The organism is Pseudomonas sp. MF08817 (assembly GCF_059862705.1).
In genome coordinates, this window is record NZ_JCBCUY010000010.1 from 37,305 (window position 1) to 62,976 (window position 25,672).

The 25,672-nt window shown below is 64.9% G+C and carries 18 protein-coding genes; 13 read left to right on the plus strand and 5 right to left on the minus strand.

Going from position 1 to position 25,672, the window contains the following annotated elements; all coding sequences use genetic code 11:
* Window positions 1-485 precede the first annotated feature (485 nt).
* Complete coding sequence (locus tag AC19YR_RS08165) at window positions 486-1,676, plus strand: NnrS family protein (protein ID WP_095110791.1); 1,191 nt, start codon at window positions 486-488, stop codon at window positions 1,674-1,676.
* A 25-nt stretch (window positions 1,677-1,701) separates the two neighbouring features.
* On the plus strand, window positions 1,702-2,136 hold the full coding sequence (locus AC19YR_RS08170; RefSeq protein WP_500597919.1) for a hypothetical protein: 435 nt from the start codon (window positions 1,702-1,704) through the stop codon (window positions 2,134-2,136).
* Between the two features lie 57 nt (window positions 2,137-2,193).
* On the opposite strand, the gene ytfE is transcribed toward AC19YR_RS08170, so the two are convergent.
* Window positions 2,194-2,868, minus strand: coding sequence for an iron-sulfur cluster repair protein YtfE (gene ytfE / locus AC19YR_RS08175; RefSeq protein WP_095110789.1), 675 nt, complete (start codon window positions 2,866-2,868; stop codon window positions 2,194-2,196).
* Window positions 2,869-3,021: 153 nt separating this feature from the next.
* Between ytfE and norR the strand changes: the two genes are divergently transcribed.
* From norR to AC19YR_RS08215, 8 genes are all read left to right on the plus strand, one after another.
* A complete protein-coding gene (gene norR, locus AC19YR_RS08180; protein ID WP_095110799.1) occupies window positions 3,022-4,545 on the plus strand; it encodes a nitric oxide reductase transcriptional regulator NorR in 1,524 nt (507 codons plus the stop codon).
* An 87-nt stretch (window positions 4,546-4,632) separates the two neighbouring features.
* A complete protein-coding gene (gene pdxH / locus AC19YR_RS08185; RefSeq protein WP_500597921.1) occupies window positions 4,633-5,280 on the plus strand; it encodes a pyridoxamine 5'-phosphate oxidase in 648 nt (215 codons plus the stop codon).
* A 111-nt stretch (window positions 5,281-5,391) separates the two neighbouring features.
* On the plus strand, window positions 5,392-5,946 hold the full coding sequence (gene moaB / locus AC19YR_RS08190) for a molybdenum cofactor biosynthesis protein B (RefSeq protein ID WP_095110788.1): 555 nt from the start codon (window positions 5,392-5,394) through the stop codon (window positions 5,944-5,946).
* A complete protein-coding gene (locus tag AC19YR_RS08195) occupies window positions 5,943-7,178 on the plus strand; it encodes a molybdopterin molybdotransferase MoeA (RefSeq protein ID WP_500597991.1) in 1,236 nt (411 codons plus the stop codon). The genes moaB and AC19YR_RS08195 overlap by 4 nt, the downstream gene beginning before the upstream one ends.
* A 123-nt stretch (window positions 7,179-7,301) precedes the next feature.
* A complete protein-coding gene (ubiU, locus tag AC19YR_RS08200) occupies window positions 7,302-8,297 on the plus strand; it encodes a ubiquinone anaerobic biosynthesis protein UbiU (RefSeq protein ID WP_095110786.1) in 996 nt (331 codons plus the stop codon).
* Between the two features lie 11 nt (window positions 8,298-8,308).
* Window positions 8,309-9,199 (plus strand): U32 family peptidase, encoded by an 891-nt coding sequence (locus AC19YR_RS08205; protein WP_095110785.1) that lies wholly within the window; start codon window positions 8,309-8,311, stop codon window positions 9,197-9,199.
* Window positions 9,193-9,666, plus strand: a complete 474-nt coding sequence (gene ubiT, locus AC19YR_RS08210) for a ubiquinone anaerobic biosynthesis accessory factor UbiT (RefSeq protein WP_500597924.1) — start codon at window positions 9,193-9,195, stop codon at window positions 9,664-9,666. The genes AC19YR_RS08205 and ubiT overlap by 7 nt, the downstream gene beginning before the upstream one ends.
* 96 nt (window positions 9,667-9,762) lie before the next feature.
* Entirely contained in the window at window positions 9,763-14,811 is a 5,049-nt protein-coding gene (locus AC19YR_RS08215) for an NEL-type E3 ubiquitin ligase domain-containing protein (protein WP_500597925.1), read from the plus strand.
* Between the two features lie 24 nt (window positions 14,812-14,835).
* Here the strand turns inward: AC19YR_RS08215 and AC19YR_RS08220 are convergent, their stop codons facing one another.
* The 4 genes from AC19YR_RS08220 to AC19YR_RS08235 all read right to left on the minus strand — a co-directional run bounded on the left by AC19YR_RS08220 (window position 14,836) and on the right by AC19YR_RS08235 (window position 18,809).
* Window positions 14,836-15,222, minus strand: coding sequence for a putative zinc-binding protein (locus AC19YR_RS08220; protein ID WP_095110782.1), 387 nt, complete (start codon window positions 15,220-15,222; stop codon window positions 14,836-14,838).
* 376 nt (window positions 15,223-15,598) lie between these two features.
* Window positions 15,599-16,276, minus strand: a complete 678-nt coding sequence (locus tag AC19YR_RS08225) for a Crp/Fnr family transcriptional regulator (RefSeq protein ID WP_095110781.1) — start codon at window positions 16,274-16,276, stop codon at window positions 15,599-15,601.
* 86 nt (window positions 16,277-16,362) lie between these two features.
* On the minus strand, window positions 16,363-17,010 hold the full coding sequence (gene narL, locus AC19YR_RS08230) for a two-component system response regulator NarL (protein WP_500597927.1): 648 nt from the start codon (window positions 17,008-17,010) through the stop codon (window positions 16,363-16,365).
* The gene (locus AC19YR_RS08235) at window positions 17,007-18,809 is read right to left on the minus strand and encodes a HAMP domain-containing protein (RefSeq protein WP_500597928.1); all 1,803 of its coding nucleotides are present in this window, start codon (window positions 18,807-18,809) and stop codon (window positions 17,007-17,009) included. The genes narL and AC19YR_RS08235 overlap by 4 nt, the downstream gene beginning before the upstream one ends.
* 330 nt (window positions 18,810-19,139) lie before the next feature.
* Here AC19YR_RS08235 and AC19YR_RS08240 point away from each other — a divergent pair, with 330 nt between their 5' ends.
* From AC19YR_RS08240 to AC19YR_RS08250, 3 genes are all read left to right on the plus strand, one after another.
* The gene (locus AC19YR_RS08240) at window positions 19,140-20,366 is read left to right on the plus strand and encodes an MFS transporter (RefSeq protein WP_371856250.1); all 1,227 of its coding nucleotides are present in this window, start codon (window positions 19,140-19,142) and stop codon (window positions 20,364-20,366) included.
* 66 nt (window positions 20,367-20,432) lie between these two features.
* Window positions 20,433-21,830, plus strand: coding sequence for a NarK family nitrate/nitrite MFS transporter (locus AC19YR_RS08245; RefSeq protein ID WP_095110777.1), 1,398 nt, complete (start codon window positions 20,433-20,435; stop codon window positions 21,828-21,830).
* A gap of 68 nt (window positions 21,831-21,898) precedes the next feature.
* Window positions 21,899-25,672 carry a nitrate reductase subunit alpha gene (locus tag AC19YR_RS08250; RefSeq protein WP_095110776.1) on the plus strand — a complete coding sequence of 1,258 codons (3,774 nt, stop codon included), beginning with the start codon at window positions 21,899-21,901 and terminating at the stop codon, window positions 25,670-25,672.

A 25,672-nucleotide genomic window follows, 5' to 3' on the forward strand; every position in this document is an offset into this window, starting at 1 on the left:
GTACTGAACTGAGCACCACAAACCAGGTCAGCGGGGGAATGATTTTTTGCATGGCGCGCTCCATCAATGAATAGGTGACCTGTGCAGAGCAAGAGCCGGGCCAGGGGCGCAGGCCTTGATCTGTGCGGGCTCAGGCCAAGATGTGGTCATAAATACCCTGGCGCACTAGGGTTTTATTGACCCTTAAATGGTTTTAATGACCATTTCTGTGGCAGGCGGGCTTGCCCGCGCTCGGGTGCGCAGCCGCCAGTACGGTGGGGTGAGCGCCACTTTAGGGCGGCTGCGCCACCCCGTGCGGGCGAGCCCGCACGCTACAAAAACTGCCGGCGGCATGTTCGTTGCAACCCAAGCCCCGACCGGGCGCGCAATCTAGCGCAACCGCCATGACCCGCCTTGATCTATGACAAGGGCGGGCCGTGGGCAATACCCGATGATGATGCCGGGGTATTGCCCGGCGAGGCCCGGGCTGTTTAAGGAGTGCAACGATGCAAGTGCTTGACCGTCGTACCGCCATGGCCATCGTGCCGTTGTTGCGGCTGGCTTTCCGGCCGTTTTTCCTGGCCGGTAGCCTGTTGGCGCTGCTGGCGATTCCCCTGTGGCTGCTGGCGTTCACCGGCCAGCTCGGGCAATGGCAACCGGCCGGCGGCTGGCTGGCGTGGCATCGCCATGAATTGTTGTTCGGGTTTGGCCTGGCGATCATTGCTGGGTTCCTGCTCACGGCGGTGCAGACCTGGACCGGCCGCCCGGGCCTCAGTGGCAAGCCCCTGGCGGCCCTGGCGCTGCTGTGGTTGGCGGCGCGCCTGGCCTGGCTGGCCAATGCCCCCTGGCCGCTGCTCGCCGTGTTGGAGCTGGCCTTCCCCCTGGCCGTGGCCGGGGCGATGGGCGTGACCCTGTGGAAGGTGCGGCAGACGCGCAACTACCCGATTGTGCTGGTGCTGGCCCTGCTGGCCGGCGCCGATGGCTTGTCGTTGCTGGGCTTGATCCAGGGCCATGAAGGTTGGCAGCGCCAGTCGGTGCTCACCGGGATTTGGCTGGTGGCGGCGATGATGGGCCTGATCGGCGGGCGGGTGATTCCCTTTTTCACCCAGCGCGGCCTGGGCCGAGCCACGGCCGTGGCGCCCTGGCCGTGGCTCGACTGGCTGCTGTTGGGCGGTTCGGCCCTGGTGGCGCTGTTGTACGCCAGCGGCCCGGCGTTGACGGCCAACCCGGCAATCGGCCTGCTGTTCGGCGCATTGGCGGTGGGCCACAGCATTCGTTTGGGGCGTTGGCATGATCGCGGCCTGTGGCGCGTACCGCTGCTGTGGTCGCTGCACCTGGCCTACGGCTGGCTGGCGCTGGCCTGCCTGGGCATGGCGCTGTGGCATTTGGGTGTGCCCCTCAACCCCAGCCTGGCGGTGCATGCGCTGACCATCGGGGCCATGGGCGGGTTGATTCTGGCGATGCTCGCCCGCGTCAGCCTGGGCCACACCGGCCGCGCCCTGGAGCCGCCGGCGGGGATGAGCCTGGCGTTCATCTTGCTCAACCTGGCGTGCCTGTGCCGGGTGTTGCTGGTGTTGGTGTTGCCTTTGGGCGCCCTGTGGTTGGCGGCGCTGTGCTGGACCCTGGGCTTTGCCCTGTACGCCTGGCGCTACGGGCCGATGCTGGTGCGCGCACGGGTGGACGGGCACCCGGGTTGATGGGCCCCCTTGACGGAGAAACGCTGTGATCTACCCCTTGCTGTTGATTGCCCATTTGCTGGCGGCCATTGCCTTTATTGGCACCCTGTTCTTTGAGGTGGCGATCTGGTTCAGCGCCCGTCGCCCGCTGCCCTGGTCGGCCCGCTTGAGCGCCGACCAAGCCATCGCCCAGCGTTCGCGCAAGGTGCTGCATGGCGTGGTGCTGGTGCTGTACGGCGCCGGGGCGGGCCTGGCGTGGCATCACTGGGGCGCGCTGAGCCAACCCCTGTCCAGCCATTTTGGCCTGCTGCTGACGGTCAAGATCTTCCTGGCGCTAAGCATCATCGGCCACTACCTGCTGCTGGCCTACTGGCTCAAGCGCGGGCGCATCACCCAGGCCCGCGCCGACGGCGTGCGCCACAGCATCCTGGGGCACATGCTGTTGATCGTGGTGTTGGCCAAGGGCATGTTTTATTGGTGAGTGGGCAGGGCGGGAGATCCCCTGCGGGGCCAAGCCCCACAAGGGTTAGCGCAGCCCTCAAGCTTGCGGATCGAGCGCCTGCACAAACAACACATTGTTCTCCAAGTGGATGTGTTGCATCAGGTCATCACGAAACTCTTCCAAGCCACGGTACAGTGCGCGCCAGGTGTTGCAGGCGTTGGCGGGTGGGGTGATCTGGTCGGTCAGGGCCAGCATCCGCTCCAGGGCCTCGCCATGCTGGTCGTGCTCCCAACGCATCACCTGGATCGGTGGCGCCGCTTGCGGGCCCAGGCCCTGTTGCAACAGGGGGAACAGGATCTGCTCTTCCTTGCGCATGTGGCTTTCCAGCTCTTGTTGGATATCGCGCAGCAGGTCAGCCAGGCCGTTGGGGCAGTTGTCGCGCGCGCCGTGGACCTGCTCGACGCGGCTGGCCAGGCGGATCAGCTCCGGTAGTTGTTCGCGGTGGCGGGCGTGGTAGCGGCTGAGCAGGTGCTCGATCAACCGCGTCTGCGGTTCATTGCGCCAGTCGTGCCCAGCGTCGCCGCGGGCCTTGAGGGCCAGCAGCGTTTCGGCTACTTGTAGTGGGTCCAGGCCTTTGCCCAGGGCCGCTTCGCGCAGGCTTGTGCGGCCACCGCAGCAGAAGTCCAAGTGGAAGGTATGGAAGGCGCGTGTGGCGCCGGGAATGTCGCAGGCCAATTGGCCCAGGCTTTGGTCCAGCAGGGAAAGGCTCATCGGGATTCCTTATGCGGTTCACGGATTCCTGAAGGCCGTTGCAGGCGTTGTGCCAGATCTAAATGATTGAAAACGAACAATTAATTTTTTGTAGTGGTGATTTCTACCCTGGAGTGACAGGGTAGTTGCCACCCTTTGAAGGTAATGATGACCATGCTGCGTGAAAGCCTGGTGGCCGACCTGATCGTCGAGCTGCCCAATGCCGTGCGGTTGCAGCGTCTGGTGCAGACCCTGCGCGAATACTTCCACAGCGGCGCCGTCGGCCTGTTGCGCCTGGACGACGACAGCCTGCGCCCGGTGGCCACCGTGGGCCTGGTGCACGAAGCCCTCGGCCGGCGTTTTGTGATCGCCCAGCACCCGCGCCTGGCCGCGATCATGGCCTCGCGCGCGCCCACCTGGTTCGAGCCCGACAGCCGCTTGCCGGACCCTTACGACGGCCTGCTGGACAACCATGTCGGCGAATCCCTGCCGGTACACGACTGCATGGGCGTGAGCCTGTACGTGGAGGGCCGCGCGTGGGGCGCCATCACCCTGGACGCGTTGCACGCCGGCACCTTCGATGCCCGCGCGCGGGACGAGCTCAAGCGCTGCACCCTGCTGATCGAAGCCGCCGTGCGGGTCACGCGCCTGGAGCAGGAAAACCGCAGCCTACGCCTGTCGCGCAGTGACCTGGTGGACGTGCGTGCGCCGCGGGAGGAGGGCGAGATCCTCGGCCAGAGTGAAGTGCTGCACCAATTGCTCAATGAACTGGACGTGCTCGCCGACTCCGAATTGCCGGTGCTGTTGCTGGGGGAAACCGGCGTGGGCAAGGAGCTGTTTGCGCGGCGCCTGCATCGCCTGTCGCGGCGCAGCCACAAGCCGTTGGTGCAGGTCAATTGCGCGGCGCTGCCCGAGTCCCTGGCCGAGAGCGAGTTGTTCGGCCACGTCAAAGGCGCGTTCTCCGGGGCCAGCAGCGACCGCGCCGGGCGTTTCGACGCGGCCAATGGCGGCACGCTGTTTCTCGATGAAGTCGGCGAGCTGCCCCTGAGCGTGCAGGCCAAGCTACTGCGTACCCTGCAAAACGGCGAGATCCAGCGCCTGGGGGCGGACAAACCGCTGCATGTGGACGTGCGCATCATCGCCGCCACCAACCGCCACCTGCCTGACAGCATCCGCGATGGCCTGTTTCGCGCCGACCTGTACCACCGCCTCTCGGTGTACCCGGTGCCGATCCCGCCGCTGCGCGAACGGGGCAACGATGTGCTGCTGCTGGCCGGGCATTTTCTTGAACTCAACCGCACGCGCCTGGGGCTGCGCGGTTTGCGCCTGGCGCCCGCGGCGGAGCGGGCATTGTTGGATTACGCCTGGCCGGGCAACGTGCGCGAACTGGAGCACGTCATCAGCCGCGCGGCGCTCAAGCAACTGAGCCGGGGCAACAGCCGCAGCCAGATCATTACCCTGGAGGCCGGCGCCCTCGACCTGGATAACGGCCGTGGCGAGCCGGCCCCCGCGCCGCTGATGGCTGTGACCCCGCAGCAGCCGTTCCAGCCCATGGCCGAGGCAGTGGACGCCTGCCAGCGCGAGAAAATCCTCCAGGCCCTGAGCCTGTGCCGCGACAACTGGGCCAGCGCGGCGCGCCTGCTGCACATCGACCCCAGCAACCTGCACAAACTGGCCCGGCGCCTGCGCCTCAAGTAAGGCGCGCGCGGCACAGTGTTGATGGTGGTCAAGGTTCTGCGTGGCGCGGCCTCGCACACTGCGCAGAACTTTTTGGAGAGCTCCGCCATGACCCTGTCCCTGGCGCAAATGCGCCGCAACTACACCCGCGCCGGCCTGCCTGACGACCTCACCTGTGATGACCCCCAGGCCCTGTTCCACGAATGGATCGCCCAGGCCAGCGAAACCGAGAACGCGCCGTTCGAGGCCAACAGCATGGCCCTGGCCACCGTCGACAGCCAGGGCCGGCCCCATTGCCGGATCCTGCTGCTCAAGGGCTTGAGCGAAGAGGGCTTCATTTTTTACACCCACTATCTGAGCGACAAGGGCGAGGAACTGGCGGGCAACCCCTATGCCGCCATGACCTTCTTCTGGCCGGGGCTGGAGCGCCAGGTACGGATCGAGGGTCGCGTGACCCAACTCGACCCCCAGGACAGCGACGACTACTTCGCTTCGCGCCCCTTGGCCAGCCGCCTCGGTGCCTGGGCCTCGCCCCAGAGCCAGGCCCTGGCCAACCGCGAAGAACTGGAGTTGCGCATGGTCGATACCCGCGAGCGCTTCGCCAGCCAAGAGCCGCCACGGCCGCCGCATTGGGGTGGCTACTGCCTGCACCCGCAGCGCCTGGAATTCTGGCAAGGCCGCCCCGACCGTTTACACGACCGCCTCGACTATCGCTTGCACGACGGCGTATGGGTACGTAACCGCTTGGCGCCGTAAGCCCGCTTGCTACAACCACAGCCTGCGGGCATACCTCCTTGGAGGAATAGCCGCGCCCGGCCCACGGGTGCAGGCTTTGGCCAATATTCTTTGCAATGGGAAGACTCTCACATGGCCCATCTGGCGCAACGCACCTTCCAACCCCTGAACATCGCCGTGCTGACCATCAGCGACACCCGCACCCTGGCCACCGATACCTCCGGGCAAACCCTGGTGGATTTGCTGCAAGCGGCCGGGCATCGCCTGGTGGACCGAGGGTTGGTGATCGATGATATCTACCAGATCCGCGCACGGGTTTCCCAATGGATTGCCGACCCGGCGGTGCAAGTGGTGTTGATGACCGGCGGCACTGGCTTCACCGCCCGGGACAACACCCCCCAAGCGGTGCAGCCGTTGTTGGATAAGCAGGTGGACGGTTTCGGCGAGTTATTCCGCCAGGTCTCGCTGGCAGAAATCGGCATGTCCAGCCTGCAATCGCGGGCCCTGGCCGGGCTCAGCAATGGCGTGCTGGTGTGCTGCATGCCCGGTTCGCCCGGGGCGTGCCGCACGGCGTGGACGAAGATCCTCGGCGAGCAATTGGACAGCCGCACCGGCCCGTGCAATTTCGCCCCACACCTCAAGCCCCAGGGCGAGGCTCTGGTCGGCGCTTGCGAGTCACGGCCGTGAGCCTGTCGGTGTGCGACAGCGGCCATCTACTGCCGGTGGACGAAGCCATCGCCCATTTGCTCAGCCAGGCGCCGGCCGCGCCAGCGGTGCACTACGTCGCCCTCAGCCACGCCCTGGGCCGGGTGTTGGCGGCGGAGGTACGCAGCCCGATGAACCTGCCGGCCTGGGACAACAGCGCCATGGACGGCTACGCCCTGCGCGCCGCCGACCTGCCTGCCGGGGGCGGTTACTTGCCCGTGGCCGGGCGCATCGCCGCCGGGGATGATGCCGCCGCGCCGCTGCCGGCGGGGCAGGTGGTGCGGATTTTTACCGGCGCGCCGTTGCCGCCGGGGGCCGATACCGTGGTGCCGCAGGAGCGCTGCCAGGTCGATGGCCAGCGCGTCTGGTTGCCGGCGGTCACCCTGGGCGAGCACGTGCGCAAGGAGGGCGAAGAGGTGCACCGGGGCGAACGCCTGTTGGCGGCGGGCAAGCGCTTGCGCGCCCAGGAAATCGGCCTGCTGGCTGGCGCCGGGGTGACTCGCCTGGAGGTCTACCAGCCGTTGCGGGTGGGCCTGTTGAGCAGCGGCGATGAGTTGCGCGAACCCGGCGAGCCGCTGGCCCCGGGGCAGATCTACAACAGCAACCGCCATTGCCTGGGCGCCATCCTGCGCGGTTGGGGCGTGGAGGTGGTGGATTACGGGGTGATGCCCGATGCCCTGGCCGCCAGTTGCGAAGCCTTGCGCCGGGCCGCGGCGGAGTGCGACCTGCTGCTGACCTCCGGTGGCGTTTCGGTGGGCGAGGAGGACCATCTCAAGCACGCCATCGCCGAGGTGGGCAGCCTCGACCTGTGGCGTTTGGCGATCCAACCGGGCAAGCCGCTGGCCTTTGGCGAGGTGGCAGGCACGCCGTGGGTCGGCCTGCCGGGCAATCCGTCGGCGGCGCTGATTACCGCGCTGGTGGTGCTGCGCCCGTTCGTGCGCAAGGCTCAAGGCCTGTGTGACCTGATGCCGCAGGCCGTGTGGGTGGCGGCGGATTTTTCCTGGTTGAACGCCAACAAACGCCGTCAATACCTGCGCGCCCGGCTCGCCGCCAATGCTTCGGGGCAACTGAGCGTGGCCCTGCATCCCCAGCAAAGCTCGGCCATGCTCAGCGCCGCGTGCTGGGCCGACGGCCTGGCGCTGGTGGAGCGCGGCCAGGTATTGAGCCTGGGTGAACCGGTGCCGTTCCTGGCGTTTGCCGAGCTGTTGCAGTAGGCGCACTTGATTGTGGTCAAGGTCGGCGCGTGGGCGCTGGTTATGCTGGCCACGGATTTTTCGCCGGCGCGGGCACCTTCGGGGGCGGGCCGGTGCCGACCTGGGTTCTGATGAGGATCAACCATGCAACTGGTCTGCCCGGCAGGCAACCTGCCTTCGCTCAAGGCGGCCGTGCGCCAAGGCGCCGATGCCGTTTATGTGGGTTTTCGAGATGACACCAATGCCCGGCATTTCGCCGGGCTGAACATGGACGACAAGCAGTTCGACGCCGCCGTCGCCCATATCCGCGAGCACAAACGCAAGCTGCTGGTGGCGGTCAACACCTACCCGCAACCGCGCGGCTGGGAGCGCTGGCAACGGGCGGTGGACCGCGCCGCCGACTTTGGCGTGGACGCCATGATTACCGCTGACCCCGGCGTGCTGCACTACGCCAGCCAGCGCCACCCCAACCTGGGGCTGCACCTGTCGGTGCAAGGCTCGGCCACCAACGCCTCGGCCCTCAAGTTCTATGCCGAGCGCTATGGCATCCGCCGCGCCGTGCTGCCCCGGGTGCTGTCCCTGGCCCAGGTCAAGCAAGTGGCGGCCAGCACCACGGTGCCCATCGAAGTGTTCGCCTTCGGTAGCCTGTGCATCATGGCCGAGGGGCGCTGCCACCTGTCCTCCTACATCACCGGCGAATCACCGAACCTGTGCGGCGTCTGCTCGCCGGCCAAGGCCGTGCGCTGGAGCGAGGATGCCGAGGGCTTGAGCGCGCGCCTGAGCGAGGTGCTGATCGACCGCTACAGCGCCGATGAGCCCGCCGGTTACCCGACCCTGTGCAAGGGCCGTTTCCTGGTCAACGGCAAGCGCTTCCATGCCCTGGAAGAACCCACCAGCCTCGACACCCTGGACCTGCTGCCGCAACTCAAGGCCATGGGCGTGGTGGCGGTGAAGATCGAAGGCCGCCAACGCAGCCCGGCCTATGTCGAGCAGGTCACGCGGGTCTGGCGTACCGCGCTGGACGCCCATCGCGCTTCGCCCGCGACCTTTGCGGTCAAGGATCAATGGCGCCAGGTGCTGGCCGGGTTGTCCGAGGGCAACCAGACCACCCTCGGCGCTTACCATCGCTCATGGCAATAAGGGGAGGGCACATGAAGCTCAGCCTGGGACCGGTCCTGTATTACTGGGACAAAGTACAACTGGGGCAGTTTTACGCCGAGATGTCGGCCTTGCCCCTGGACGTGATTTACCTGGGGGAAACCGTGTGCTCCAAGCGCCGCGCGTTTTCCCTGGATCAATGGCTGGGCCTGGGGCGTGAGTTGCAGCAATGCAGCCCGGCGCAGATCGTGCTGTCGAGCCTGACCCTGATCGAGGCCGCCTCCGAGCTGTCGAGCCTGCGCCGCCTGTGCGACAACGGCCAGCTCCTGGTGGAGGCCAACGATATGGGCGCGGTGCAGTTCCTTGCCGAACGCAAGCTGCCCTTCGTCGCCGGCCCGGCGCTGAACATGTACAACGGCCATGCCCTGGGGCAATTGCAGGACGCCGGCATGATCCGCTGGGTGCCGCCGGTGGAATGCTCCCAAGGATTGATCCGCGATGTGTTGGACCAGCTCGGTGAAATGGGCCGCACGCTGCCCGAAGTGGAAATCTTCGCCTACGGCCACCTGCCCCTGGCCTATTCGGCGCGCTGCTTCACGGCGCGGGCGGAAAACAAGCCCAAGGACGACTGCGATTTCTGTTGCATCAACTACCCCGACGGCCTGGCTCTGACCAGCCAGGAAGGCCAGGCCCTGTTCACGATCAACGGGATCCAGACCATGTCTGCCCAGATCACCAACCTGTTGGCCGACTACCCGGCGCTGGTGGCCTGCGGCGCTGACTTGCTGCGCTTGAGCCCGCGGGCCCAAGGCATGGCCGAGGTGGTTGCGGCCTATCAACGGGTGCGCGAAGGCGCGCCGCCGCCGCTGTTCGTCGACGGCTGCAACGGCTACTGGCACGGCCAGGCCGGCATGCTGCGGGTTGAGGAGGTGGGCCTGTGTTGATCCGCAAAGCCTGGCTGCTCAAGGGCGCCGACCGCGTGCTGCCACTGGCGCGCCGTGTGCCGTTCGGGGTGCAGCGGCTGGTGTTGCAGCAGGCCCTCAACCGTTGCTTCGCCGAGCCGTTGCGTGACGGCGAGTTCGAGCTGCTGCGCGGGCGCTGGATGTGCCTGCACGTGGCCGACCTGGGCTTGCGCTGGTACATGACCCTGGCCCGCGATGGCCTGCGCATCGCCCGCCAGGCCGAGGCCCAGGTGACCATCCGCGGCAACTGGCGCGAGTTCCTGTTGCTGGCCAGCCGACAGGAGGACCCGGACACCCTGTTCTTTCGCAGGCGCCTGGTGATCGAGGGCGATACCGAACTGGGCCTGGCCCTGAAAAACCTTATCGACAGCCTCGACCCGGACGTATTGCCGCCCTGGCTGTGGCGCAACCTGGAGCGTGCGGGCAAGGGCCTGGCCAGCGCCGGCTAACAGCGTGGCGGCGGATGCGGGCGGTGGATACTTAGGTTTTTGCGGGCGGGACAGTGAGTAGGCTGGCGGCTTTACCCTCCATCAAGGATGAGCTCAATGCCCCAACCGATTAGCCGGAACACCGACTCCGCGCCCGCCAGCCTGCATTACGACCTGCTCAAAAGCCGCTTGCCGGCCTGGTACAGCGCCGCCGCCACCCACCGTCAGCAAGCTTTGGCCGAGCACAGCCTTACGCTGCCCACGTGGTATCGGCGCGCCAGCCACGGCGCGCGCACTGCGTTGCTGGCCCGGCATGGTCAATACCACGCCACGTTGAACCGTATCGACCGCCAACTGGGTGCGGTGCAAGACATCATGGCCTTCGCCGAGCCCCTGTTAACCCAAGCGATCCAGAACGAATTCGGCCTGGCCCTGGATGTGCGCCAGGTGTTTTTCGCTCGCAAGTATGGCTTCAAGGGGCGCGACGACCTGTTCGGCGCATTGGTCTTCGAGCGTCAGGACGACCCCGCCAGCCACTACCTCTACCGAGGCATCTCCCTGCTGGAAGCGGCACTGGCCAACTTCGCCCCCGAAGACGAGCAGGCCAGTGCTTGCCATGACTGCCGAGTGATTACCCGCTGGAGCAGCTATGACGGCGCGATCCTGGCCGATTACGCCGCTGTCTCCAGCCAGGCCGTGGCGCTGGCGCCCGAGGCTTTCGCAGGGCTGTGCCGACGCCTGGACCTGGGCCGACGCTATCAGGAACATTTGCAAAGTATTGTGCTGCCGCCCGACGCCCAGGCCCGCACCGAACTCAACGAACAACTGCGCGAGCACCATCGACAGCTGCTGACCCTGAGTACCGAGATCGGGGGCCTGCAAGGTGCCGGCGTGGGGATCGGCAGCCAGGCCTACCAGATGCTTCAGCAGTGGTTGAGGGCGCCGGGTGAGGCGCGGCTCGACGGTCGCGCGGTGGTGGCCACCGCCTTCAAGGTTCTGGATGTGGAGCTGATCGGGCCCTTGCTGCTGGGGCCGGCCCGCGAAGGCAGCGAGCGGGTCGAGCGGGTGCTGGCCTATCTGCCCGGCGACCCGCAGCAACCCTTCAAGGAATACGCCTCCAGCGCCGAGTTCATGGCCGATTTGCGCACGCGCCTGCACAGCGGCGCCTACCGACGCTTTTTCAGCCGTTTCATTCCAGTGCGTGAGCAGGGGCGTTTCTTCGAGCGTTTCAACCGCTTGTACCAACCTGCCGAGCAGTCGGATGCGACCCAGGATTACCCGCTTGGCCCTCGTCCTGCGGCGCTGCCCATGACTGAAGTGCCCTTGGTCGGCGACCTCTGGCAGTTGCTGGCCCAGCGCCAGGTCAACAAGGTGTTTGCCGATGCCCGGGTGCTGGCGGTGCCTACCGGCGACGAAGACCGTCAGGCACGCCTGGAACGGCTTGCCGGGTTTCTCAACGCGGCGCAGAACGCTTTCATGCTGGCGGCCTTTGTCGTTCCCGTGTTGGGGCCGCTGTTGCTGGCGGTCGGCGCCGCGCAGATGCTCGATGAAGCATTCGAGGGCATCGAAGCCTTTGAAGACGGTGACCTGAGGGAAATGTGGGCCCATCTCTCCAGCGTCGCTTTGAACGTTGCCTTTATCGCGGCTGGGTCCGCTGTGCTGCCCGCGATCCATTCCTCGCCTAAGGTCGATAACCTGCGCCCCGTGGAACGGCCCAACGGCCAAGCGCGGCTGTGGCACCCGGACCTGGCGCCCTATGCGCGCGAGGTACCCCTGGTCAACGGCGCGCAGCCCGATGAACAAGGCTTGCACCGGGTCAACGGCCAGGCTTACCTGGCGCTTGAAGGCAGGTTATATGGCGTCACGCAGGAACCACTGACGGGCCGCTACCGCATCCAACACCCCACCCGCCCCGACGCCTATCAGCCTTTGTTGCGGCACAACGGCACCGGGGCCTGGAGCCATGAACTGGAACAACCGCGCACGTGGCAGGGGTCGTTGCTGATGCGCCGCCTGGGGCACCGGGTGGCGGCGTTCAGTGACGCGCAACTGGAGCAACTGCGGCGCATCGGAGGCTTCGACGAAGGCCTGTTGCGGCGTTTGCATGCCGAAGGCGAGCCGTTGCCGCCCTTGCTCGCTGACCAGATCGCGCGGTTTGAGTCGGCCCGCCAGATCGACGCCTTTATCGACGCCATTGGTAGCGATGTGCCGTCGCTCAATGCCAGCGCCGACCCCATGACTCAGTTGCACATCCTCACCCAATACGGGCAATGGCCACGGCAGGCCCGCCTGCAACTGCTCGATGCCAGCGGTGAGCCGGTGTGGCGTTATGCCGAGCCGCAGGCGTTGCCCGATACGACCCGTGAGGTGCGGCTTTGGGAAGCCCAGGTGCGTAGCCCGGACCTGCTCAGGCATTTGCTTGACGCCATGGATCGGGCAGGCGTGCGCCCGGGGTTCGAGGGCGATGTGGCCGGTGCCCCGATGGAAGCGCGCGTGGCGCATCTGCGCGAAAAAATCGCCACCTTGGCCAGGCAGCAAAAGGTGCGCTTATTCAACGACCATTACGCCAGCCTCCAGGCCAAGGACGGCCCGCGGGTGGACTTATTGATGGCGCGTTTTCCCCTTGTGCCCGCGGCGGTGGTCAAGCAGTTGCTGAGCCTGGTAAGCCCTGCAGAAGAGCTGCAAATGGCAGCCTGGGACTTTACCCAGCCGCAGCAAACCAAACCGGTGCCGTTGCGCTTGGCCGAAGCGCTGCGCCTGTACCAGCGCGAGGTGCGCCTGAACCGCGCCTATGAGGGTCTGTACCTGGATTATCTGGCGAGTGCGGACACCCGCAGGTTGCAGTTGGCTACCCTGCAGACCCTGCCCGGGTGGAGCGCCAGTGTGCGCATCGAGTTGCGCGCCGACGAATTCAGTGGCCCGTTGCGTGCCAGCGCCGGGCCCGGCGAGGCGCGGTTCACCAAGGTGCTGGTGGAGCAGGGCGGGCGCTATAAAGCCTATGACGCCCAGGAAAACGAACTCTGCGCCTGGACGGATTTCTACCAGGCGGTACAACACGCCTTGCCCGACAGCGAGCGCCTGGCCTTGGGTGTGCCCTCGGTGCATCAGGGGGCTGAACTCGGGCAACGGGTCTTGGCCAGAATCATTCCCCGGGGGCAAGCGGCCCAGGTGCTGGGCATGCAGCCGCTCAAAGCGTTCTTCAAGCCACCCTTGCGCCTGGACGCCGGCCGGGTGGGCTACCCTCTGAGTGGCGGCTGGAAATGGTGGCGCGCAGGCTCGTCCGTGTTGCGTGGCAAAGTGCTGGAGTTGTATCCGGATTTCTCGCCGGCGCAAGTCGATGCCCTGCTGCAATCCCTGGGGCGCAATGCCCAGGTCGCGCTGCAAAGGCTCGCGGTGGAGTTTCAGCAGTTGACCAAGGCCCTGGACCAATGGGCTGCACAACGCCTGATGGTGGAGGCGGGTGAGCATCACATCCAGATTGTGCCCGATGGGACCAAGCAGGAAGTGGTGCGCCGGATCAAGGCGTGCTGGCGCCAGCAGGGGCGGCGCATCCGCCTGGGCGATGGCCAACTGGGTGGTTTTGAACTGGACCTCAACGACCTGCGTGTGGGCCAGTTGCCGGACCTGTCGGCCAACTTCAGCCATGTCGCCTCCCTGAGAATGCGCAACATGGGCCTGACCCACTTCAGTTGCGAGGCGTTTCTCAGTGGCTTCCCCCAGCTGCGCTGGCTGGACATGATGAACAATGGCCTGCGCGTACTGCCTGCACCCCTGGCCTCGATGCGCCAAATGACCCGGCTTTACCTGACCGGCAACCGGATGGTGCTGACGGCGTCAAGCGCCCAAACCCTGGCAGGCCTTACACAGTTGAAAATCCTCAACCTGGCACGCAACCCCTTGGGCGTGCTGCCGGATTTTTCCCCATTGAGCGACCTGCTGGGCCTGGACCTGCACCAAACCGGTATCGACGTTTGGCCTGTGGGCCTGCGCGGCCAGGCGCTGGAGGCCCTGGACCTGCGCGACAACCAAATCGCCGAAATCCCCGACTACCTGTTCACCCCCCCGGCCGAGGAAGCCGAGGCGATCATCAGAATCAACCGTGTGACCTTTTTGCAGCGCAACCCCATCAACGAAGCCAGCCGCCAACAGCTGCTTGGCTACTGGCCGCGCGTTGAGCAGCAGTACCCACAATGGGTGCAAGGGCGCCTCCCCGCGACCTTCACCTTGGGCGAGGTGGAGCCGACCGGGCAGAGGGGCACAGTGGCGCGTTGGCTGAACAACCTGAGTGGTGAAGACGCCCGGAGCAAGACTGCTCTGTGGGATGCGCTGCGACGCGAGCCGGGCGCTGACGAGTTTTTCGAACTGCTGCAGCGTTTGGGTAACAGTTATGTGGACGCTGAAAGCTATCCCGACCTGCAAGCGCGCATCTGGCAAATGCTGGAGGCGGCCGAGCAGTCGACCCAATTGCGCACACGGCTGTTCGAACAGGCCGGCGAGCCTGCCTGCGAAGACCGCGCGGCGCTGTCTTTCAGCAGCCTGGAAATCACCTTGATGGTGCACAACGCGACCCTGCTCAGCGCGGTGGGCGAAGAGGGCGAGCAGCTCTACAACTTGGCCAAGGGCTTGTTCCGCCTGGACGAAGTGGAAAGCATCGCCTTGCGCGATATTCAGCAGCGCAGGGATGCCATTACCACGGCCGACCTCAGCCAGGAGCAGCAGCTTCACCAACTGGCGCGGATCGAAGAAGTGGAGGTGCGCCTGGCCTACCGGGTGGGCCTGCGTGAGCGCCTGCAATTGCCAGGGCAGCCCAAGAGCTTTCGCTTTCACGCCTTGGCCAACGTCACTAACGCCATGCTCGACGCCGCGCAGGCACAGGTCAGTGCCCTGGAGGGCTCCGAGGTGCAATTGCAGTCCATTGTCGGTCGGGATTTTTGGGTGGAGTTCATCCAAACCAGTCACCGCCCGGCATTCGACGCCTTGAACGAGTCCTTCCTGAAGCGCCAAACCACCCTGGATGAACAATACGCAGGCACCACCCTGTCGGAGGATGACTACCAACGCCAGTCCCAGGACCTCGAGCTGCAACTGCGGGTGGAACAGGCGCAACTGTTGGTGGACCTGACGCGGGCGCAAATCGAAACCATAGTCGGAAGTACGGATTTGTAAGCTGCAAGCGGCAAGTGGTGAGGTTCAGGCCTGCGGCTTGAAGCTGGCCGCTTGCGGCTGCATCAATTGCTTGATTTCTTCGAACAGATCGTCGCTCTGAGCCTGGCTGCAATCCTGGCCGTAGCGTTTGCGCAGGCCGTACTGGCTAAGGACGACGTGTACGTCGGCCTCCAACCCGTGCTGGTTCAGGCAGCCTTCCACGCATTGCAGCGGGCAGCCGTCCAGGGCGACGATCGGCCGCCCCGAACGGGCCTTGTTCACCAACGAGGCCACGTGCCCGCCCAATCCGGCAATACACGACATCTCCGCCAACCCGGCACGATCCAGGCGCAAGGCCAGGGTATTGGCCAGTTGAGCGACGTTGGAACAGCCGGAACAGGAATAGACCAGCGGCAAGTGGGCACGGGACATGACAGACCTCCACGGATGAACCGCGTCAGTGTGCCGCGCCCCCTGCCCAGCGCCTTGACCATCGTCAAGACCGACAACGCCATCGTCGGATCGCCGCCCGGACCAAGCCCTGTGGGAGCTGGCTGGCCAGCGATGGCGGCCTTGAAATTGCCATCGCGAGCAGGGCTCGCTCCCACAGTTGAACTGCGGTGTGGGTGGGATTTTCATTTTTCTCTGTGGGAGCGAGCCTGCTCGCGATGGCGGCACGCAGTGGCGGTGACAAGCCACCGGCGATCTTGGATGCTTGGCCGCCATCGCGGGGCGAGCCCGCTCCCGCCGGTGGGGGGCTTGTTCGGGTCACCAAAAGCCTGTTCCCACAGGGGGCTTATGGCTGGCTTTATTGTTGGTACACCGCCAGTTCTTCCTCGGCGAGGATGCGGATGTTGCGCCGGTGCATTTCGATCAGGCCGCCTTCGACCAGGCGATGGAGGATGCGCGAGAAGGTCTCTGGCTGGATGCCCAGTTTCGACGCCACCAGGCGTTTGGACACTTGCAGCACCACGTCGCCGCTGACCGGGTCGCGTTCCTGGAACAGAAAGTTGATGACCCGGCGGCTGGCGTTGCTCAGGGTCAGGGTGTCGATGTCCTTGAGGCGCTGGTGCAGGTGGATGCTCATGCTGCCCAGGATCGCCAGGCAGATTTTCGGTTGTTCCTCCAGGGCCTTGCGGTAGTGCGTACCTTCGATGCTGACCAGCACGCTGTCTTTGAGGGCGGTGGCGGTGACCGGGTAGCAGCGGGCCTCGCTGAACAGCAGGGCCTCGGCGAAGGTCTGCCCGGCGTGGATGATCTCCACCAGGTTTTCCTGGCCTTCGCCGGTGACCCGGTGCAACTTGATCTGGCCGCTGACCAACAGAAAAAACCGTTTCGCCGGGTCGCCCTGGTGCATCAGGCTGGCCTGGGCGTCCAGGCGTTTTAGGTTGGCCAGTTGGCACACGTCCTGGAAGACCTTTTCCGGTAACTGGCTGAATAAGTGATGGCGACGCAGGATCAGAACAATGGATGGATGGGTCAGCATGGCGTACCTCCGCTGACGAACAGGGTAGCGCCCGCGTCGCGGGCGGCCTATGCCTCTGCCGGCCTACCTCCGAAGAGGCAGTCGGCTCAGGCGCTCTGGCGCAGGTGCTCCATGGCCCACACCGCCGCCTCCACCCGTGAGCGCAGGCCGAGTTTGTGCAGCAGGTTCTTGACGTGGACCTTGACCGTGCCTTCGGTGATACCCAGTTTGTGGCCGATCACCTTGTTGCTGTAGCCGCTGGCGATGCTCTTGAGTACCTGGCGCTCGCGCTCGGTCAGTTCCACCGTGGCCTGGCGCGGAGCCGAGCGCAGGGCCTGGGCCATGGCCTGGGTCAGCCCGGGGCTGATGACCAGCTCGCCAGCCAAGGCATCGCGGATGTACTGCACCAGCAACTCGGGTTCCATGTCTTTGAGCTGGTAGCCGTCGGCGTCCAGGCGCAGGGCGTCGCGGATGTCGTCCTCGGCGTCAGACACGGTGAACAGCAACACCTTGGCCGTGCAGTCCAGGCTGCGCAGGCGGCGCAGAGTTTCCAGGCCATTCATCTGCGGCATGTTGTTGTCCAGCAGCACCAGGTCGGGCTTGAGGCTGTGGATCAACGCCAGGGCTTCTTCGCCGTTGCCGGCTTCGCCGACCACGTGCAAGTCGTCTTCGAGTTCGAGCATCTGGCGGATGCCACGACGCATCATCGGGTGGTCGTCCACCAGCAAGAGGCGGTGGGGCGCGGAGGGGATCATGAGGCGGTACCTTCAGTGGGCTGGCCGAGGAATTCGGGGTGGAATTCCAGTTGCACCAGGGTGCCCTGGGGGGAGCGGGAAAAGATCTGCAAGCGGCCGTTCAGGCTGCGGGCGCGCTCGTCCATGATGGTCAGGCCGTGGTGTTCGCGCTGGTCCACCGCGCCGCAAAAGCCACGGCCGTCGTCCTCGATCACCAGGCGCACCGTTTCGCCTTCCTGGCGCAAGGCCAGCCAGGCGTTTTGCGCATGGGCGTGGCGCAGGCAGTTGGACAGGGCTTCGCGGGTAATTTGCAGCAGGTGGATCTGTTCGCTGGCCGACAGCGCGAAGGCCAGGGTGTCGATGTGCAAGTGCACCTGGAAGTCGCCGCGGCGGGAAAACTCCTGGGCGGTGTCCTTGAGTTCCTGGCTCAGCCCGGCGTCGTGGATGTGCAAGCGGAAGGTGGTGAGCAACTCGCGCAACTGGCGGTAGGCGGTGTTCAGGCCCTCGCGCAGTTCGGCGGTGACGTTCTCCAGGGTTTCCACCGGTTCGCCACGGCGCATCAGGGTTTGCATGCGGCTCACTTGCAGCTTCATGTACGACAGCGCCTGGGCCAGGGAGTCGTGCAGCTCGCGGGCGATGATGGTGCGTTCTTCCAGCAACAGCAGGCGATGGTCCTGCTCGCGCTGGCGCTTGAGGGACAGCGAGGTGCCGATCAGGTGCGCCAAGGCCTGGATCAATTCGGTTTCCCAGGGTTGCGGGGTGTGGCCGTCGAGGAAGTGCGCCTTGAGTTCGCCCAGTTCGCTGCCCTGGTTGCTGATGCTGAAGGTCTGCGGCGGGCCGGCCTTTTGCTTTTGGCAGGTGGCGCAGTCACCCACGGCGCAGACGTTGCGGCTGTTCTCGCCATGCAGGGCGAGCATCTGCTTGGCCGGCGCCAGGTAATGGCCTTGCAGGCACAGCGACAGGCGCAAGCCCGGCAGGCGTTGCTGGAAGCGTTGGATCAACTGGTCCAGGCCCTCGGCGTTGGCCAGGCGCGTGGCCAGGCTGCTGCTGCTTTGGTAGAGCAGTTCGAGGGCGGCGTTGGCCTGTTGCAGGTGTTGGGTTTTGTTGCGCACCTGGCTTTCCAGGGTGCGGTGGGACTCTTCGATGGTCTCGGCCATGGCGTTGAAACTCAGGGCCAGTTGCCCCAGCTCATCGGCGGACTGATGGTTGACCCGCACCTTGAAATCACCCTGGCGAAAGCGCCGCGTGGCTTCCACCAACTCTTGCAGCGGCATGATGACGCCGTACTGCAATTGATAGAGGCCAATGAGCAGGATGAACAGGGTGGCGAACAACGCCATGCCCTGGATCGCCTGCTGCCAGCCCTGTTTGTGTTCGCTCTGGCGCTGCAACAGGGTGACGAATTGGTTCAGGTGTTCGACGAAGGGCAGGGCGTTGGCCTGGAAGAACACCCCGTCGCCGCGTTCCAGGGCCGGGCGCAGCACCTCGTTCCAGCGCTGTTGCAGTTGCCGGTAGTTGGTTTGCAGGGCGCTGGCGGGGCCGTCTTCGAGCACGGCTTTAAGGGACTGGCTCTCCAGGCGTTGTTGCAGGCTGTCGCTGATGCGGCGGATCTCTTGCGCGTCGGCGCCGGCGGCGAGTTTCCAGCTCAGGTGGTAGGTTTCCATGCGCACCGAACCTGCGGTGTTGATCGCGGCGCCGTCGCCCTGGCTGAACCAGGCGATCAGCCCGGCGCTCAGGGAACTGGCCAGGGCCAGGATGGCGATCAGGATCACCGCCAACCCGGCGCGGGCGGGCAGGGAACGGCGCAGCCAGGTCAGCATCGGCTGCGACTCGCGGGCAGGGGGGGCAAAGCAGGCATGGAAGGCTCCGAAAAACCAGGTGGCGAAGGGAAGGGCTGCCGATCCTGGCGTTCTACCTCTAAAGAGTTGCCGGCCGTCGCAGCGCTGCGAAAACGCCGGCACAAGAGGTCAATCCATTGATAAACAAAGCATTTCTCTTGTTTTTCGAACTACCACCTAAGAGGTAGAGGGCACAAGCATAGGCCAATACCCCCAAGGCCCACGTTGACCTGAGTCAAGTTTTGCCGGGGCTGTGTCCCTAGTCTGCAGTCATTGTTCAACTGACTGGAGAGCATCGTGACTCAAGCGCGTATGCAACAAGGCTTGGTGCTGGGCATGAGCACACTGGCCTTCACCGTGTGTTTTATGGTGTGGATGATGTTCGCCGTGTTGGGCGTGCCCATCAAAGAGTTGCTGCAACTCAACGAGACCCAGTTCGGCCTGCTGGCAGCCACGCCTGTGCTCACCGGCTCGCTGGTGCGCCTGCCCCTGGGGCTGCTCACTGACCGCTTCGGCGGGCGCATCGTGTTCTTTCTGCTGATGCTCACCTGCGTGTTGCCGCTGTACCTGATTACCTACGCCACTGCCTATTGGCAGTTCCTGGTGCTGGGCCTGTTCGTCGGTTTGGCCGGCGGTTCGTTTTCGGTGGGCATCGCCTACGTCGCCAAGTGGTTCGACAAGGACAACCAGGGTTTTGCCATGGGCGTGTTCGGCGCCGGCAATGCGGGGGCGGCGGTCACCAAGTTCCTGGCCCCGGCGTTGATTGCGTTCGGCACCTGGCACCTGGTGCCCAAGGTGTTCAGCGCGATCCTGTTTATCACCGCATTGCTGTTCTGGTTCCTCACCGCCGAGAACAAAAGCCACCGCAGCGCCAGCGGCGCCACCCTGCGCGAGCAACTGGCTTGCCTGAAAGACCCGGCCGTGTGGCGCTACTGCCAGTACTACTCGATCGTCTTCGGCGGCTACGTGGCCCTGGCGTTGTGGATGACCAAGTACTACGTGCAGGAATACGGCTTCAGCCTGCAAAGCGCGGCGTTGCTGGCGGCCTGTTTCTCCCTGCCCGGCGGTGTGCTGCGCGCGGTGGGCGGTTGGATGTCGGACCGCTGGGGCGCCCACAGCGTGACCTGGTGGGTGCTGTGGGTGAGCTGGGTCTGCCTGTTTTTGCTGTCGTACCCGCCCACCCAATTACAGGTGCAGACCGTCAACGGCCCCCTGGATTTCCATATCGGCCTTAACGCCACCCTGTTCACCGTGCTGCTGTTCGTGATGGGCATCGCCTTCGCGTTCGGCAAGGCCTCGGTCTTCAAATACATCAGCGATGACTACCCGAAAAACATGGGCGCGGTGTCCGGCATCGTCGGCCTGGCCGGTGGCCTGGGCGGGTTTGTGCTGCCGATTTTGTTTGGCGCCCTGGTGGACCTGACCGGCGTGCGCTCGTCCTGCTTCATGTTGATGTACGGCGTGGTCTGGGTGTCGCTGGCCTGGATGTACCTGAGCGAAGTGCGCAAGAACCCGCTGCTGGGCAAACGCCCCCTGTAGCTAGCCCGCTTGCTACACACACGCATACGCCAGGGCAGCCCTTTTAATGATGCGAGGAGAGTGATTATGACCATTGCGCAAAAGCCCGATTCGGGCCCAGTGATCCATGACTGGCGCCCCGAAGACCCCGCATTCTGGGGCGCCAGCGGCAAGCAGACCGCCACCCGCAACCTGTGGATCTCCATTCCCGCACTGTTGCTGGCCTTTGCCGTATGGATGGTGTGGAGCACGGTGATCGTGCGCCTCAACGCCGTGGGCTTTAGTTTCACCACCGACCAGTTGTTCTGGCTGGCGGCATTGCCCGGGTTGTCCGGCGCGACCTTGCGGGTGTTCTACTCGTTCATGGTGCCGATCTTCGGCGGCCGCCGCTGGACGGCCCTGAGCACCGCCTCGCTGTTGGCCCCGGCGCTGTGGATGGGCTTTGCCGTGCAAGACCCCAACACCCCCTACAGCGTGTTCGTGCTGATCGCCTTGCTTTGCGGTTTTGGCGGCGGCAACTTCGCCTCCAGTATGTCCAACATCAGCTTCTTCTACCCCAAGGCCCAGCAAGGCACGGCCCTGGGCCTGAACGCCGGCCTGGGTAACCTGGGGGTGTCGGTGATGCAGTTCTGCGTGCCGCTGGTGATTACCTTCGGTGTGTTCGGCTTCATTGGCGGCAACCCGCAAGTGCTGGCCGACGGTAGCCAATTGTGGTTGCAGAACGCCGGTTTCATCTGGGTGCCATTCATCATCGCTGTAACCCTGATCGCCTGGTTCGGCATGAACGACCTGTCCAGCGCCCGCGCTTCGTTCAGCGAGCAAGCGGTGATCTTCAAGCGCAAGCACAACTGGCTGATGTGCTGGCTGTACCTGGCCACCTTCGGTTCGTTCATCGGTTTTTCGGCGGCGTTCCCGCTGCTTATCAAAACCTCGTTCCCGGACGTGATCGCGCTCAAATTCGCCTTCCTCGGCCCCCTGGTCGGTGCCCTCGTGCGGCCGCTGGGCGGCTGGCTGGCGGACAAACTGGGCGGCGCCCGCGTGACCCTGTGGAACTTCGTGTTGATGATCGTGATGGTGTTCGGCGTGCTGCACTTTTTGCCGCACAACGGCCAGGGCGGCAACTTCTACGGGTTCCTGGGCATGTTCATGCTGCTGTTCATCACCACCGGGGTGGGCAACGGTTCGACCTTTCGCATGATCCCGGTGATTTTTCGCACCCTCCACGAAAAGGCCAGCGCCGGCCAACCGCCCGCCGCGCGCGAGCAAGCGCTGCGCAACGCCGGCAAGGAGTCGGCCGCGGTGCTGGGCTTCAGCTCCGCCATGGGCGCCTTCGGTGCGTTTTTCATTCCTAAGACCTTCGGCAGCTCCATGGCCCTGACCGGCGGCCCGGAGGCGGCCTTCTACATGTTCGTCGGCTTCTACCTGAGTTGCATTGCCGTGACCTGGTGGTGGTACGCCCGCAAGGGTGCGCAGACCCCCTGCTAACCGACCCGAATCCAACCATTGCGTGGGCGGGGCACAGAACCCCGCAGCAAGCCTGAGAGGAAAGCGACATGAGTCATCTATTGGACCAACTGCGGTTTTTCAAGCGTAAGCAAGGCGAATTCTCCGATGGTCACGGCGAGACCCGCCAGGAGTCCCGCGACTGGGAGAACGTCTACCGTTCGCGCTGGCAGTACGACAAGATCGTGCGTTCCACCCATGGGGTGAACTGCACCGGCTCGTGCTCGTGGAAGATCTATGTGAAAAACGGCCTGATTACCTGGGAAACCCAGCAGACCGACTACCCGCGCACGCGCAACGACCTGCCCAACCACGAACCGCGCGGCTGCCCCCGTGGCGCCAGCTACAGCTGGTACATCTACAGCGCCAACCGGCTCAAGTACCCGAAAATCCGCAAGCCCCTGCTCAAGCTGTGGCGCGAAGCACGGCTGACCATGAAACCGGTGGAAGCCTGGGCAAGCATCGTCGAGGACAAGGCCAAGGCCGAGTCCTATAAAAGCAAGCGCGGCATGGGTGGCTTCATCCGTTCCAACTGGGACGAAGTCAACGAAATCATCGCCGCCGCCAACGTCTACACCGTCAAGGAATTCGGCCCTGACCGGGTGGTGGGCTTCTCGCCGATCCCGGCCATGTCCATGGTCAGCTACGCCGCCGGCTCGCGTTACCTGTCGCTGATCGGCGGCGTGTGCCTGAGTTTCTACGACTGGTACTGCGACCTGCCGCCCGCGTCCCCCATGGTTTGGGGCGAGCAGACCGACGTGCCGGAATCGGCCGACTGGTACAACTCCAACTACATCATTGCCTGGGGCTCCAACGTCCCGCAGACCCGTACCCCGGATGCACACTTCTTCACTGAGGTGCGCTACAAGGGCACCAAGACCGTGGCCATCACCCCCGACTACTCGGAAGTGGCCAAGCTCACCGACCTGTGGCTCAACCCCAAGCAGGGCACCGACGCCGCCCTGGCCCAGGCTTTCAACCATGTGATCTTCAAAGAATTCCACCTGGACAAACCGAGCGCGTACTTCACCGATTACGCCAAGCGCTTCACGGACTTGCCGGTGCTGGTGCTGCTCAAGCCCATGACCGGTTTCGCCCCGGGTGCCGGTTACCAGCCCGACCGCTTCCTGCGCGCCTCGGACCTGGCCGACAACCTGGGCCAGGAGAACAACCCCGAGTGGAAAACCATCGCCATGGACGCAAGCGGCGAACTGGTGTCGCCGCAAGGCTCCATCGGCTACCGCTGGGGCGAGAAGGGCAAGTGGAACATCCTGCCGCGCGAGGGCGGCGAAGGCCGTGAAATCGACCTCAAACTGAGCCTGATCGGCGCCGATGTGGCCGAAGTGGGCTTCCCCTATTTCGCCGGCGAAGTGCAGGACTACTTCCAGCACGTGGCGGGCGATGCGGTGCAGTACCGCCGCGTGCCGGTGCACAACCTGACCCTGGCCGATGGCAGCCAGGTCAAGGTGGCCACGGTGTTCGACCTGTCGGCCGCCAACCTGGCCATCGACCGTGGCCTGGGCGGCGCCAACGTGGCCCGCGACTACAACGATGCCAGCGTGCCCGGCACGCCGGCCTGGCAGGAGCAGATCACTGGCGTGAGCCGTGAGAAAGCCATCCAGATCGCCCGTGAGTTCGCCGACAACGCCGACAAGACCCGAGGCCGCTCGATGATTATCGTCGGCGCGGCGATGAACCACTGGTACCACATGGACATGAACTACCGTGGCCTCATCAACATGCTCATGCTCTGCGGCTGCGTCGGCCAGACCGGCGGCGGCTGGGCCCACTACGTGGGCCAGGAAAAACTGCGCCCGCAATGTGGCTGGCTGCCCCTGGCCTTCGGCCTGGACTGGAACCGCCCGCCACGGCAGATGAACGGCACCAGTTTCTTCTACGGCCACAGCTCCCAGTGGCGCCACGAAAAAATGAACATGCACGACGTGCTCTCGCCCCTGGCCGACAAGTCGCAGTTCCCCCAACACGCCCTGGACTACAACATCCGCGCCGAACGCGCCGGCTGGTTGCCCAGCGCGCCGCAACTGAACATGAACCCGCTGCACGTATGCCGTGACGCGGCCGCGGCCGGCATGGCGCCCAAGGATTACGTGGTCAAGTCCTGGCAGGACGGCAGCCTGCGCTTTGCCTGCGAGCAACCGGACAACCCGGTGAACTTCCCGCGCAATATGTTTGTGTGGCGCTCCAACCTGCTGGGCTCCTCGGGCAAGGGCCACGAGTACATGCTCAAGTACCTGCTGGGCACCAAGAACGGGGTGATGAACGAAGACAGCGGCAAGGTCGGCGACTGCACGCCCACCGAGGCCGAATGGGTCGAGGAGGGCGCCATCGGCAAGCTCGACCTGGTGACCACCCTGGACTTTCGCATGTCGTCCACCTGCATGTACTCCGACATCGTGCTGCCCACGGCGACCTGGTACGAAAAAGACGACATGAACACCTCCGACATGCACCCCTTCATCCACCCGCTGTCGGCCGCCATCGACCCGGCGTGGGAATCGCGTTCGGACTGGGAAATCTACAAAGGCATCGCCAAGGCGTTTTCGGCCATGACCGACGGCCACCTGGGCGTCGAGCAAGACCTGGTGACCGTGCCGCTGTTGCACGACAGCGTCGGCGAACTGGCCCAGCCTTTTGGCGGCACCGACTGGAAAACCGCCGGCGTGGCGCCGCAACCGGGCAAGAACGCGCCCAACATCCATGTGGTGGAACGCGACTACCCGAACATCTACAAGCAGTTCTCCTCGCTCGGCCCCTTGCTGGAAAAATTCGGCAACGGCGGCAAGGGCATCAACTGGAACACCGATGACGAGGTGAAATTTCTCGGTGAACTGAACTACCGCGAAGGCGATGAAGGCATCAGCAAGGGCCGGCCGAAAATCGACACCGCCATCGACGCCGCCGAAGTGATCCTGTCCCTGGCCCCGGAAACCAACGGCCATGTGGCGGTCAAGGCCTGGGCCGCACTGTCGCAGTTCACCGGCATCGACCACAGCCACCTGGCGCTGCCCAAGGCCCACGAGGCGATCCGCTTCCGCGATATCCAGGCGCAGCCGCGCAAGATCATCTCCAGCCCCACCTGGTCGGGCCTGGAAGACGAACACGTGAGCTACAACGCCGGCTACACCAACGTCCACGAAAACATCCCATGGCGCACCATCACCGGCCGCCAGCAGTTCTACCAGGATCACCCGTGGATGCAGGCCTTCGGCGAGCAGTTGATGAGCTACCGCCCACCGGTCAACACCCAGACCATCGCCGGCGTCAAGGACAAGCGCAGCAACGGCCACACCGAGATCGTCCTGAACTGGATCACCCCGCACCAGAAATGGGGCATCCACAGCACCTACAGCGACAACCTGCTGATGCTCACCTTGAGCCGTGGCGGGCCGATTGTCTGGCTCTCGGAGATCGACGCACAGCGCGCCGGCATCGAGGACAACGACTGGATCGAGTGCTTCAACATCAACGGCGCCGTGACCGCCCGCGCAGTGGTCAGCCAGCGGGTCAAGGAGGGCATGGTGATGATGTACCACGCCCAGGAACGGATCGTGAACCTGCCCGGTTCCGAAACCACCAAGACCCGTGGCGGGCACCACAACTCCGTGACCCGGGTGGTGCTCAAGCCGACCCACATGATCGGCGGCTATGCCCAGCAGGCCTACGGCTTCAACTATTACGGCACCGTGGGCTGCAACCGCGACGAATTCGTCGTGGTGCGCAAGATGGCCAAGGTGGATTGGCTCGATGGCTCCAGCGGCGATGACCTGCCGCGCCCATTGCCGACCGATATCGAGGAGAACTGA